This is a genomic window from Streptomyces sp. NPDC002619 (genome assembly GCF_042889305.1).
Taxonomy (GTDB): Bacteria; Actinomycetota; Actinomycetes; order Streptomycetales; family Streptomycetaceae; genus Streptomyces.
Window position 1 is genome coordinate 42031 of record NZ_JBIAQV010000041.1, and the last position, 12613, is coordinate 54643.

Annotated in this window: 7 protein-coding genes and 5 pseudogenes; 6 read left to right on the plus strand and 6 right to left on the minus strand. The window is 67.2% G+C overall.

Annotated elements, in window-relative coordinates; translation table 11 throughout:
• Positions 1-161 precede the first annotated feature (161 nt).
• The 3 genes and pseudogenes from ACFYXB_RS37055 to ACFYXB_RS37065 form a co-directional block, all read left to right on the plus strand.
• Positions 162-1985: a glycoside hydrolase family 15 protein gene (locus ACFYXB_RS37055; protein ID WP_389589413.1), complete on the plus strand. Its 1824-nt coding sequence runs from the start codon at positions 162-164 to the stop codon at positions 1983-1985.
• Between the two features lie 74 nt (positions 1986-2059).
• Positions 2060-3065, plus strand: a pseudogene (locus ACFYXB_RS37060) (IS5 family transposase).
• A gap of 34 nt (positions 3066-3099) precedes the next feature.
• Positions 3100-3225: pseudogene (locus ACFYXB_RS37065) on the plus strand (hypothetical protein); the annotation flags it as partial.
• Between the two features lie 171 nt (positions 3226-3396).
• On the opposite strand, the gene ACFYXB_RS37070 reads toward ACFYXB_RS37065, so the two are convergent.
• On the minus strand, positions 3397-3564 hold the full coding sequence (locus ACFYXB_RS37070; protein WP_389589414.1) for a hypothetical protein: 168 nt from the start codon (positions 3562-3564) through the stop codon (positions 3397-3399).
• On the opposite strand from ACFYXB_RS37070, the gene ACFYXB_RS37075 reads away from it, so the two are divergent.
• Positions 3563-4255, plus strand: coding sequence for a hypothetical protein (locus tag ACFYXB_RS37075; RefSeq protein ID WP_389589415.1), 693 nt, complete (start codon positions 3563-3565; stop codon positions 4253-4255). The two genes, ACFYXB_RS37070 and ACFYXB_RS37075, sit on opposite strands and share 2 nt — an antisense overlap.
• A gap of 74 nt (positions 4256-4329) precedes the next feature.
• Positions 4330-4848 carry a hypothetical protein gene (locus ACFYXB_RS37080; protein ID WP_389589416.1) on the plus strand — a complete coding sequence of 173 codons (519 nt, stop codon included), beginning with the start codon at positions 4330-4332 and terminating at the stop codon, positions 4846-4848.
• Between the two features lie 206 nt (positions 4849-5054).
• Here the strand turns inward: ACFYXB_RS37080 and ACFYXB_RS37085 are convergent.
• The 3 genes and pseudogenes from ACFYXB_RS37085 to ACFYXB_RS37095 all read right to left on the minus strand — a co-directional run.
• Positions 5055-6832: pseudogene (locus tag ACFYXB_RS37085) on the minus strand (reverse transcriptase domain-containing protein).
• 553 nt (positions 6833-7385) lie between these two features.
• Positions 7386-7898, minus strand: coding sequence for a group II intron maturase-specific domain-containing protein (locus tag ACFYXB_RS37090; protein ID WP_389589417.1), 513 nt, complete (start codon positions 7896-7898; stop codon positions 7386-7388).
• Positions 7899-8035: 137 nt separating this feature from the next.
• Positions 8036-8287 (minus strand): annotated as a pseudogene (locus ACFYXB_RS37095) (reverse transcriptase domain-containing protein); the annotation flags it as partial.
• Positions 8288-8393: 106 nt separating this feature from the next.
• On the opposite strand from ACFYXB_RS37095, the pseudogene ACFYXB_RS37100 reads away from it, so the two are divergent.
• A pseudogene (locus ACFYXB_RS37100) lies at positions 8394-9544 on the plus strand (IS3 family transposase).
• Positions 9545-9865: 321 nt separating this feature from the next.
• Here the strand turns inward: ACFYXB_RS37100 and ACFYXB_RS37105 are convergent.
• Positions 9866-10624, minus strand: coding sequence for a type 1 glutamine amidotransferase (locus ACFYXB_RS37105; protein ID WP_389589418.1), 759 nt, complete (start codon positions 10622-10624; stop codon positions 9866-9868).
• Positions 10625-10635: 11 nt separating this feature from the next.
• Positions 10636-11922 (minus strand): hypothetical protein, encoded by a 1287-nt coding sequence (locus tag ACFYXB_RS37110; RefSeq protein WP_389589419.1) that lies wholly within the window; start codon positions 11920-11922, stop codon positions 10636-10638.
• Positions 11923-12613: the final 691 nt, after the last annotated feature.

The window sequence follows — 12613 nt, forward strand, 5'->3', positions numbered from 1 at the left end:
CGATCCACCGATCGTGCTGATTGGCTGGAGGTGAATCCGCTGTTCAGGGAGGCTGGGATCCATGTCACCCGTCAGGCACCTGGAGAGACCTGCGGCGCAGGCGACTGCTCACGTCGTCTCGGCCGGGCCGCGTCCGGCCCAAGGTGGACGGGCTGCGACGCATGAGTGCGCGACCGATCGGTGACCACGCCCTGCTGTCCGACTGCCGCTCGGCCGCGCTGGTGACCTCCGACGGCTCGGTGGACTGGCTGTGCCTGCCCCGGTTCGACAGCCCGGCGATCTTCGCCCGGCTCCTCGACGAGGACGCCGGCCACTGGTCCATCCGCCCTGTCACCGGCCCGGTCGACATCAGCCGCCGTTACGTCGAGGACACCCTAGTTCTGGAGACGGTCTTCCGCACGACCGGGGGCACGGCGGTCCTGCGGGATGCCCTTGCCCTGGGACGGCGCGAACGCGGGCACGCGCTCGGCACCGCTTCCCCCGGAATGCTGCTGCGGCAGATCACCTGCACCGAAGGGCGGGTGGACATCGAGATCGCCTACGCGCCGCGCCCGGAGTTCGGACTCGTCCACCCACTCCTCTCAGCCGTGCCAGGTGGGCTTGCGGCGTACGGGGGCGCCCATGTTTTGCTGCTGTCGAGCCCCGTCGACCTGCGGATGAGCGGCTCCACGGCTCACGGCCGAATCCCGCTCTCGGCGGGGCACCGCCTCGGATTCGCCCTGCACGTCGGGACGGCGTGGGAAAGGGAGCCGGTGGCCTGGCGGACGGGACGGATCCGGCGTCGCATGTCCGACACCGTCGAAGGCTGGCGCTCCTGGTCGAAGCTCCACCGCGGCTACGTCGGCCCCTGGCAGGACGAAGTGAGCCACAGTGGACGCGTGCTACGGGCCCTGACCTTCGCTCCCACCGGGGCCATCGTCGCCGCGGCCACCACATCTTTGCCCGAGAAGACGGGTGGCATGCGCAACTGGGACTACCGCTACACATGGGTCCGCGACGCCAGCTTTACCATTCAGGCACTGGCCACGGCCGCCTGCGAGAAGGAGAAGAACCGGTTCTTCGGCTTCCTCGCCCGGGCCGCGGCAACCCAACTCGACCGCGGCGTCGACCTGCAGATCATGTACGGCATCGGCGGAGAACGTGATCTGAGCGAGCGGCCCCTGCCTCACCTGACCGGCTGGCGCAACAGCGGCCCCGTTCGGATCGGCAACGACGCCTGGCGCCAACGCCAACTCGACGTCTACGGCGAACTCCTCGACGCCGCCGCCCAAACCCTTCCGCCCGATGAGCCTCTCGACCCAGCCACCCGCACCTTCCTGCTCCAGGCAGCCGAGACAGCCGCCCAGCGGTGGACCCAACCGGATCAAGGCATCTGGGAAAGACGCGGACCCAGCAGACACTTCCTCCACTCGAAACTGATGTGCTGGGTCGCCCTGGACCGCGCCATCAGCATGGCCCCTGCCCTACAGGCCGACGAACGCCTGCCCCACTGGCAGCACGAGCGCGACCAGATCCGCCAAGCCATCGAACAACGCGGTTGGAACCCCGACCTGGGCTCCTTCACCCAGGCATTCGACACTAACGACCTCGACGCCTCCGCACTGATGCTGCCCATCGTCGGCTTCCTGCCACCACACGACCCCCGTATCCAGTCCACCGTGCTGGCCATCGCCACCCAACTGACCGACCACAACGGCCTGGTCCGCCGCTACCTCACCGACGAACTACAGGAAGAAGAAGGCACCTTCCTGCTGTGCACCTTCTGGCTTGCCCAAGCCCTCGCCCTCACCGGCCACACCACCCGTGCACGACACGCCTTCGAAACCGCCCTCGCACACGCCAACGACCTCGGCCTGCTGGCCGAGGAGACCGACTCCACCACAGCAGAGGCCCTCGGCAACTTCCCCCAAGCCTTCAGTCACATCGGGCTCATCAACGCCGCTCGCGCCATCCGCGATGCCGAGCGACAAGAAATACACGCCTAGGGCCTACGTGATGTCGTGATCAATCTTGCCGTTCCGGATCCGTCGGGAGGGCGTATCTGGCAGGAACGGACATTGTGACGCACAGGCAACTCACTGATGATCAGTGGAGTCGACAGAGCCGTATCTGCCGATCGGCGAGTACGGCCCGTACCCCGAGCGGTTGCGGATTCAGCTCGAGGGGGTGATCTGGCGGTTCCGGTCCGGTGCCCAGTGGCGTGAGATGCCGGGAGAGTTCGGGCCCTGGTCCACCGTCTACGGACGCTTTCGGGTCTGGCGGAACGCCGGTGTCTTCACCGCGCTTCTGGAGGGTCTGATCGCCGAGGCCGCTCGCCAAGGGAAGACGGACTTGTCCCTGGTCAGCGTGGACTCCACGACCGTCCGCGGCCACCATGACGCCGCCGGGCTGCGCATCGGCAAGGAGGTCATGGACGCCCTGGAGGAAGTCGCCGCCGAGGAGGAACAGGCCCGGCAAAAAAAGGGGGCGGCGAGGCGGGACAGAACGGGCAGGAGGACGGACGCGACCCCGAGCGAGAAGAGCAGCGACGGGTTCGGCGATGGCGCAGGCTCCGGTTGAAGGAAGCCCTGCTCGGCAGGTCCCGTGGTGGGCTGACCAGCAAGATTCACCTCGCCGCCGACCGGAAGCGCCGGCCACTGTCGTTCGTCCTGACCGCCGGTCAGGCCGCGGACAGCCCGCAGTTCATCCATGTCCTGAAGAAGATCCGCGTCCGCATGCCTGCCGGCCGGCCTCGCACCCGGCCGGGTGCCGTCGCGGCAGACAGGGCCTACTCGTCCCGCGGCAACCGCTCTTACCTGCGGAAACGCAACATCAAGGCGGTGATCCCAGAGAAGAAGGACCAGGCCGCCAACCGCAAGAAGAAGGGCAGCCGGGGAGGCAGGCCCGTCAGCCACAACGCAGACCTCTACAAAGAGCGGAACACCGTCGAGCGTTTGATCAACCGGCTCAAGGACTGGCGCGGCATCGCCACACGCTTCGACAAGATGCCCGAGAGCTACCTCGCCGGCCTCGAACTTCGCGCCTCGATGATCTGGCTCGAAGACCTCTTACGAGCAGCCGATTGATCACGACGTCACACAGACCCTAGTCGCCTGCGCAATGCTGTGCGGGGTGCGCTCGGTACGAGGAGTAATCCGCTGGGCGAGCGGCCAGGGCGCCGGCATCCTCACCGCCCTTGAAGTCCCCAATGGCGACGCGGACAAGCTCCCGGTGGCCACCACTCTCACCCGTGCGCTGGCCCGGGTGGACGCGGATGCGCTGGACGCGGCCGTCGGCGCGTTCGTCCAGGCCCACGCTGTCGATCCTCTGGCCGGCATCGCCGAAGATCCGCCCGTGCTGCCGCTGGCCGCGGACGGCAAGACCGTGCACGGCGCCCGCGACAGCGAGGGCCTGCAGCTACACCTGCTGGGCGTCTACCAGGTCGACCCGGGCGTGATGCTCGCCCAGCGGGAGATGCGCCACAAACCGCACAAAACCCTGCACTTCACCGCCGCCCTCGACCTGATCGCCGACATCACCGGCGCGATCGTCACCGCCGACGCCCTGCACACCGTCGCCGACCATGCCCACTACCTCCACCGCCGCTGCGCCTTCGGCCTCTTCCCCCGTCAAGGAGAACCGCTCCGCGCTGTTCGCCCAGCTGGACGCGCTCGACTGGAACGAGACCACCAATGCGACCATCGCCGTGCACCGCACCGAGGAGACCAACTCGGGCCGCCACGAGATCAGGATCGTGCGCGTGCAGCCCCTCGCGCCGGGGCAGGTGAACTTCCCGCACGCCACCCGGGCCCTGCTCATCGAGCGGTACACCACCGGACGCGGCGACGGAAAGATCCACGCGGATGCCGAACTCGACATCACCACCGCCCCGTCCGACGTCGCCGACACGGCCGTCCTCGCCCGCTGCGTCCGCGGCCAATGGGCCATCGAGGCCCAGCACTTCGTCCGCGACGTGACCTTCGGCGAACACGCCTGCCGCACCCGCACCGGCAACCTGCCCCGCGCCCTGGCCACCTTCCGCAGCCTGGCGATCAGCCCCGCCCACCTCGCCGGATGGACCAACAACGCCGCCGCCCACGACCACTACCGCAACCACCCCGCCGACCCCTACTCGAACTCGGTCTCACCGGATGAGCACGCATCACGCCTGCCGCTGGTCGCTCTCGTCAGTCCCGATCAAGGTGACTGTTCAGCTGAGCCGATGGTCGTCGCTCCGGTGGAGTATTACAGCCTCCAGGTATCGGGCCGATTATGAACGTGAGATGCGCCAGCCATTGAGGAATCGCGACCAGGCGTCCGTGGTGCGCACCGTTTTAAGGAGTCAGACAATTGAGCGTCACACTCATTCGTTTCTCGCGAGTCGGCGACCGCACCCGTCACCGCGTGCTCCGCGCAACGGCGGCAGCCGCAGTCGTATTCTTCGGAATCGTCAGCCCGGCCGACACCGCGTTGGCAGACCCGGCTCAGCACAGCACCGAAACATACACCGGCACGTTCCCTTTCTATGGCCCGGTGACCTGCGACGGCGGGCCAACCTACACCCAGACCCAGAACGTCACCATCACCGACCACTTGGTGACAACCTCGGGCCAAACCCGGCACGAGCAAATCACCCTCGACGTCTCCTTCACCGGACATCCGCTCGACTCGCCGCTACCGACCGTCACCGGGACCATCAAAGGCACCGCCCATGGCAACACCCACCAGGGCAGCGCGGTCGAAGAGACGTTCAACGGATTCACGACCGCGACCTACTCCGACGGCAGAACAGTAACTGCGAAGGAAACACTCCACTTCACCGTCAGGCAAGATGGACACACCGTCACAAGCTTCTACAGGTGCGTATGATTCCCCGGGTAGCGACTCTGCCGGTCTATTCACGGTGATTCGGGTGTGATTTTCGTTCTAGTAGTCGGGTCGCCCGGGGGATTCTCACCCCGGGCTCCCACGGAGTGAAGTAGGCCGCTGACGAGGTGCCCGTGGCTCGGGTCCTTTTCCAACGGCCCCTTCCCGAACCGGGCAGGCGGCTTTCACCGCACCCGGCTCTCCAGTGGTCATTTCCGGGTGGTGACTGTGGCCCGTCCCGCGTGGATGTCCTGGTGGCAGCGTTCGCAGACCACGAGGGTCTTGCGCTTGCGCATGGCCATCAGGTGCGCCCACGGCGGCCGTTCCGGCCGTCCTTGCTTGTTGAGATCAGCGAGTTTGCGGACGTGGTGGACTTGCAGTCCGGTGCATCCCTCGCACATCTCGCACTGCCCGGCGAGGAGCCGGTGAATCAGCTCGTTGCGCCGGGCGGTGGCCATGACCGGCCGGAGGTCGGTGATGACGGTGGTGCGCTGGCGTTTGAGCGGGATCCCGCCGAAGCGGGCGACCAGCGGCTTCCTGCCCTTGTCCCGCTGCACCGTGACCTGGAAGCAGGTCCGCCGGCCGTCGGGGGTGTCGATGGACGCCTTGTATCTGCGGGCCATCTTCGCGACGGTCGACTTGTGCTTCCCGGCCAGGGTCTTGAGCATCGAGGTCTCCATGACCCAGCGCAGCGCTGCCAGGCGGAAAACATCCTGGGCGAGCAGGTAGTACTGGACGAACCCGCGATACTCGGACCCGTACTTGGCGACGATGGTGGAGTCCTCGTCGTGCAGCAGCGGCCCGCGCTGGGCGGGCTTTCCCTTGCTCATGTAGCGGGCGCATCTGTTCCGGATGACAGCCCTGGGCACGAACAGGCCAATGGCGCCGTTGACCGCCCGACGGTTCCGGGTGATCTTCGTATCGGCGTGCTGAGCTCTGATCTCGTAGCCGAGGAAGTGCGCCGCCTGGCTGGTGGCGTGGGTGATCAGGGTCTTGGGTTCGGACAGCTCCAGCTTGAGCTCGTCGCGCAGGAACGCCCGGATCCTGGCCTTGATCTCCTCGGCTTCGTGCCTGGGACCGGCGAACCCGAGCAGGAAGTCGTCGCAGTACCGCACGTATCGAAGCCGCCGGTAGCCGGGATCGTTCGGGTCCTGGCTCGGCAGGGTGCGGCGCTCGCGCCGCAGCGCGCGCACCGCCTCCCGGTCGCCGTGCCGCTTCGCCCTCGTGATCCGGTTGTTGACGTCCTGATACGCGGGGTGCTTGCCCCGACGCCTGCCCCGGTCGTAACCCGGTATCAACTGCTGTTCCACGAACCGATCGAACCGGTCCAGGTAGATATTGGACATGACGGGTGATGCGATCCCGCCCTGCGGCGCGCCGCTGAGCGTGTCGTGCCACCGCCAGTCCTCCAAGTACCCGGCCTTGAGCATCCGCTCGATCAGCCGCAGGAAGCGGCCATCGTGGATCTTCTCCGCCAGCGTCGAGAGCAGGACCGAATGATCAAGACTCCCGAAGCAGTCGGAGATGTCCCCCTCGATGAACCAGTGCGTCCCCTTCCATACCTCCACCACCTCCGTCAGCGCAGTGTGGCAGCCCCGCTTGGGGCGGAAACCATGCGAGCGATCCGAGAACTGAACGTACGCCTCAAGCAGCAGACGCACACCTCGGCGACCAGCTTGTCGCTCCAGGACGGCATGCCTAACGGGCGCTTCCCGATCTTCTTCGGGATGTAGACCCGCCTGGCCGGGGACCACCGGTACGACTCCGCACGCAGAGCACCGATGATCGTGTCGATCTTGGCCAGGGACATGCCGTCCACGGTCTCGCTGGTGACCCCCGGCGTCATCGCACCCTTGTTGGCGTAGATGCGCCCGTAGGCCAGCAGGAACAACTCCTTGTTGAACAGCTGCCGGTACAACCTTTCCAGCGGCAGGCCGCGCCTGCCGCGCTCCCGGATGACGCCCAGCACGGTTTCAGCGCTCTGCATTACGCATCCCTCCCCGACTGAACCCCTTGATCACCTGTGCCCCTTCGCCCTGCGGCCCGGCTTTCCCGGCCTCCCTGGCAGGTCGTCACTCCTGCGACTGCTACGGGCACTCCGTCGCCATAGGGCTCGCGCCCCGTAGGCGATCCCGCGGTACGTCTTCGTTGTACGTATCGAGCACGACGTAGGCCGCCCACTCATCCCCTTGACCGCCCTCGCTGGGCGGCGTTCCACGCCGTGGAGGTTGCCCGGGCCCACGGTTCACACCCGGACACAGCGCAGCGTCGGTTACAGGCGTCATTCCGACGGCGCGTCACTTTCACCCTGGGGATTGGGCTTCAAGCAATCCAGCCTTGGCCATATCGCGCGGGCCTCGCGGTGCCACGCCCTGAACGCCTCCGAGACGTCCACCGCTTCCCTGACATGCTGTCGTCCCCTTCAGCTTTCGCCTCCAGGTAGGTCAGGCGACCCAAGAACCTCCCTCCAAGTTCCTCCCGACTGCGCCGGGGATACAACGAAGCGCCTCACGGCGCACACCGTACGTGACAGTCTCCCGTCATACGGCTCTTGTCGTTCTGGGCCTCGCCCCTGCCGGGGCCGCCCAGGTCCAGTGAGCGAAGTACTTTGGGCGCACCGTGTGGCCTCGGGCCAACCGTCGCAGGGCTTGTTTCATCCCGACCCGGTACTTCTTCTGGATCCACCGCAGCAAGTAGGTGTTGATGCGATCGAGCAGCGGATACAGAGCTGAGCGGTAGAAGCGCCCGTAGTAGTTCATCCATCCCCTGACCACCGGATTGACCGTCTGTGCCAGGTCAGATGACTCCTGCGCCGTGCGCCGGTGCAGTCTCCAGGACCGCACTGTCTTGCTCAGTCTCCTTAGGGCTTGGTTACTGATCGCGGGCAGGAACGCGGTGAACATTTCTCCGCGCTTGTCCTTGGCTCCTCGCGGCCTGAACGTGAACCCCAGGAACGTGAACTCGGTGACCGGAAACCGGCCCCGACGGTTGTCGTCCTTGCAGTACACGATCCGGGTCTTGTCCGGATGCAGCTCCAGACCGACCTCGGCCATCCTGGAAAAACAGGTTCGCCAAGACGGGCGACACCGCAGGACCCTGTGGCGTGCCCTCCCCTTTCCGTCGTGGACCCGTCGGGCAGGCGCAGCCCCGCGGCCAGCCACCGCTTGACATACAGCACCACCCAACCGGCGTCGGTGTGCGCCTCGACCGCGGCCACCACCTTGTCCCACGGGACGGTGTCGAAGAACTTCCGGATGTCGAACTCGACCAGCCAATCGAACCGCCAGCACCGCTCCCGGCAGGACGCGACGGCGTCCAGTGCCGACTTGCCCGGCCGATACCCGAAGGAGTCCGGGTGGAAGATCTGCTCCACCCGCTCCGACAGGTGACCGGCCACCACCGTCTGCGCGACCCTGTCAGCGACGGTCGGCACCGCCAACATCCTGGTGCCACCCCCGCTCTTGGGGATCGGCACCGCTGGGCGTTACCCCTTGATCGTGGACACCCTGATCATTGGATCGTGAGGATCCGGAGGACAGGAGTTCCCGTTGGGGACGTCGAAGTACTCGCCTGAGTTCCGGGCGGATGCCGTCGCGCTGTACCACGCCAGTCCGGGTGGGACGTATGCGTCGGTGGCCAAGGACCTGAGTGTCAACCACGAGACGCTCCGCACGTGGGTGCGGGATGCCGAGCAGGCGACCCGGCCCGGGGCGGGCGAGGCCACCACGATGGAGAAGGAGAACCGGCAACTGCGGGCGCGGGTGAAAGAACTCGAGCTCGAGCGGGAGATCCTGCGGAGGGCCGCGAAGTATTTTGCGGGCGAGACCAGCTGGTGAGCCGTTTCCAGTTCGTTGACGATCATCGTGGCGCCTTCGGTGTCAAGCGGCTGTGCCGGATCCTGGCTGTCTCCAGGTCCAGGTTCTACCGGTGGCTGGCCGGCGCGGACGCGCGGGCGGAGCGGGCCCGGGCCGACGCCGAGCTCGCCGGGCGCATCACCGATATCCACGCCGAGTCCGACGGCACCTACGGGGCTCCACGCGTGACAGCCGAGCTCCGTGACGAGGGCGAGCGGGTCAACCACAAGCGGGCGGCACGCGTCATGCAGAAGTTCAACATTGTCGGGCTGCACCTGCGCAAGAAAGTCCGCACCACCATGCCCGAGCCGGCGGCGACGCCGGTGCCGGACCTGCTGCGGCGCGACTTCACTGCGATCGCACCGAATACCCGGTAGGTGGGCGACATAACCTACCTGCCCATCGGCGACGGCCAATTCCTTTACCTCGCAACGGTGTTGGACCTGTGCTCGAAGCGACTGGCGGGCTGGTCGATCGCCGACCACATGCGCACCTCGCTGGTCACCGACGCACTCAAGGCCGCGGCCGCGGTCCGGGGCGCCGGCGGCCTGCGCGGGGCGATCTTCCACAGCGACAACGGGGCGCAATACGCCTCCAAGGAGTTCGCCCAGGTCTGCGAGGACCTCGGTGTGGTCAGGTCGCGCGGTGCGGTGGGCACCAGCGCGGACAACGCCGCCGCGGAATCGCTGAACGCATCCCTGAAACGGGAGACGCTGCAGGGGAAGAAGCGGTGGACCGGGGCGCGCGAGGTCCGGCTCGCGGTCTTCCGCTGGGCGACCCGCTACAACACCCGGCGAAGGCACTCCCGCCTCGGCCAGATCAGCCCGATCGCCTTCGAACAATGATCAACTACGCTGGCCGCTGCCGCATGACAACCGGTGTCCACGGTCAAGGGTCAAGGCCCGTCGCGCACGAACTCCTCGTCATCCGGGGCCAGATGAGGTCGTGCGGCTGCCAGGTGCCGTTCGGCCTTGGCTCGGGACGGGCCGCTGCCGGCAGGAGCCGGCCTCGGGGGACATGCCTGTCGGCGGCGGCCTTGGCCTCAGCTGGCGACTGTGCGGGGTCGATAGCCGAGCGGCTGACGACGGGGGCATCGGCAGCGAGGTGGCCGTGTGCGACGTCGAGCCTCTTTCCGCCCCGTCGAGCGGCGGCGTACTCCGTCGGCCTCAGCGCGTGATCCGGTCGATCACCAAGCGCTCGAAGAGGTCGTCGTGCAGCTGGTACTGCTCGACCGACCGGTGCGCGGCCACCGTGTCCCCGTTCCAGTCAGTGATGACGTCCTTGTTGAAGTCGATCAGGCGGTGTACGTCGTCCGGCGTCAACTCGGGATGGAACTGGCATCCGAAGACCCGCTCGCCGAAGCTCAGTGCTTGGACGGGGGTGTGCTCGTTGCGGTACTCAATGCGCACCCCGTCGACCTCCTCGATCTGCGGACTGATTGCCTGATAGTGGAACGACGGCACGACACCAATGCCGTGGTCGCCGCCCCTGCTGCGGTGGCTGTCGCCAGCTCGGCTTACCGGGGTCAGGCCGACCTCTATGCCCGAGGTGCCGATGATCGAATCCGGACGCAGTGCCTCGGCGATCAACTGCGAGCCAAGGCACACGCCGATCACCGCGGGGCCCGGGCTTGCGGGCTCGGCACCCCCGTCGCGCTTGTCCGTGTCCGCGATGAGCTCCCGCACCAGCGCGATGGTCGCGCGCATCCACTCGGCGTCCGAGTGCACCGAGGTCTGGCCTCCGGTGAACACATACGCCAGGGTCGGTCGGGGCAAGCGCGCGGCCGGATCGGCCGCCTCGGCCAGCAGGTTCAGGCGGCCACAGCTCAGGCTGGCCCGGGTCAGTCGTTGCTCGATCCGGTCGGCGTAGTCGAGACCGTCGTAGATCAGCCCGTCCGCGACACAGATCTGCACGTCCACCGGCATGATCTCCCCCTTTACCCGAAGAACCTCGACCACAGGCTGGCCGCCGCGTCCACGCACTGGACGAAACTCAGGATAGCCACGATCGTCACGGCCAGGTTGACTCGCGTTACCCGGCGCAGCTGCTCGTGCTCCAGCTTCCGTTCCACCGCGTGCCGCGCCATTTCGAGCAGGGTGTCAGTACGCTCGCGCACCTTTTCGGTCTCCCACGCCTTCAGTACGCTGTCACGCAACTTGAGGACGTGGAAGTCGTAGCTGAACGTGGGCCGCACTAACGCCTGATAGTCGGCACGCAGCCGTCGTTCCAGCCTGATGAGCAATTCGGGGTCTTCGTCCAGGGCCGATTCGCGGATGATCCGTTCCGCGGCGTTGGCGGAGTGTTCCAGCCGGGCGTAGTGCACGTTCAGCTGACCTAGCAGGTGCTCAAGCTGGCCGAGCGTGTCGTGAGGGTTCCGGGAGGCCAACAGGAAGAAGGCGTACCCGGGGTAGAAGAACTCTTCCGGCCACGTCGATTCGGAGGGGATCGGCTCGGCGGAGCGGGGGTAGATCAGGTGCCGTAGGGAATCGGAGAGCATCGCCCGGCCTGGAGCCGGGTGGCTGGTGCTACCCGCGTAGGCAAGGTTGAAATAAGGCAGGACCGTGGGACACGGCGGCCCCTGTCGGCATCGGTCGGACATCGCGGTAAGGGCTGGCAGCAGCTCGTCCCTGATGCGCGCGGTGACATCGTCGCGGCCCTTCGGCCCGAAGCCGTCGATGAGCCGCTCCCGCCGTACCTCGGACCACCCGTCGGCGATGCGCATGTGCACGGCCACCGAGCCGTAGCCGTCCGGGAACAGAATGCCGGTGACGTTCAGTTCCACCGGGAGCAGCGTCGCCTCCTGCACGATCGTCGTCAGCCGCGCGTGTAACGCATCAGAGCCGGCGAGGTGCGTGAGCAGGTTGACGGGGGGATTGCCGAAGGTGAGCGAGCCACGCAGGAATTGATCCAGGGACCGTTGCACCACCGTGAGGCGCTTCTCCGGCTCGAGCGCGCCGTCCACCGGAACGGCGAAGCTGGGACGGTCCGTGAGCGACACGGACCCCGGATAGAAGGGCCCGGTCAGCAGCAGCAGGGCGTCGCCGCAGAAGTCGACGTCACCTGACTCCGCAGGCGGCGGCCCGACAGCCACACGGGCATGCGGCAGCTCCACTCCGTCCGGTGCCCCGCCCTTCTCCTGAACAAGTTCGGACCTGTCCATGCGACCGTCCCCCGGCGATTCAGACATCTCGACGTTGCAGGCTACCGTCTCTTCGAGATCCATTACAGGCATCTGATACGGCGCGTTGCCCCGCCCGCATCCCGCCTCGCCCATCAGAGTCCGTCGATCCCGAAGACCTCCAGCAGCAGGCCGCGGGTGCCGTCGCCCGCGCTGGCGCGGCGGATCGGCGCCCGGTTGCGCCAGCACCGGTGCGCACTGCTCTCGACGGTATCGTGGACCGGCTCGGCAGTCCGGCTCGACGTGGACTCGCGCAGCTGGACCGGGCTGTCTCAGGGGTGGGGACAACCGCCGGCCGGGCAGCAGCCATCCGTCAGCACGTCTTGGAGATGCCCGCACCCTTCGTTGCCGACGCCCTCGGCTACCACCAGGTCACCACCGCCAAGCTCGCCTCGTAGACCGGTGCCACGGGGAGCCGGTACGCCGCCGGTGGCCACCTACGGTCACCATCCGGCTGGACACCACGGCGAACTGACGACAGTTGAATACGCGAGCTCACCAGTAGAGGCCGTTGACCAGCCACAGAACGCACGGCACCCGCCCGGCCAACGCCGCGGGGCGGGTGCCGTGCAGAGGGTGACCCAGCGGCTCCAGGAGGGGTAGCGGCGGACCTCATCGAGTCCCGCCAGCCCCTTCTCGGTCTGGGTAGGGTCGGCCGCGCGGCGAGGTGCCAGGTGTGCTGGTCCTTTTCCGCGCGGCCTCCCTCCGAACCGGACGGGCCCGCTTTCCAGGCATC

What these genes read in the sequence shown, in the direction of transcription:
- ACFYXB_RS37070 (WP_389589414.1), bottom strand. Translation starts at nt 3,564, where the DNA reads ATGGTCGGCGACGGTGTGCAGGGCGTCGGCGGTGACGATCGCGCCGGT.
- ACFYXB_RS37055 (WP_389589413.1), top strand. Translation starts at nt 162, where the DNA reads ATGAGTGCGCGACCGATCGGTGACCACGCCCTGCTGTCCGACTGCCGC.
- ACFYXB_RS37090 (WP_389589417.1), bottom strand. Translation starts at nt 7,898, where the DNA reads ATGGCCGAGGTCGGTCTGGAGCTGCATCCGGACAAGACCCGGATCGTG.
- ACFYXB_RS37110 (WP_389589419.1), bottom strand. Translation starts at nt 11,922, where the DNA reads ATGGATCTCGAAGAGACGGTAGCCTGCAACGTCGAGATGTCTGAATCG.
- ACFYXB_RS37075 (WP_389589415.1), top strand. Translation starts at nt 3,563, where the DNA reads ATGCCCACTACCTCCACCGCCGCTGCGCCTTCGGCCTCTTCCCCCGTC.
- ACFYXB_RS37105 (WP_389589418.1), bottom strand. Translation starts at nt 10,624, where the DNA reads ATGCCGGTGGACGTGCAGATCTGTGTCGCGGACGGGCTGATCTACGAC.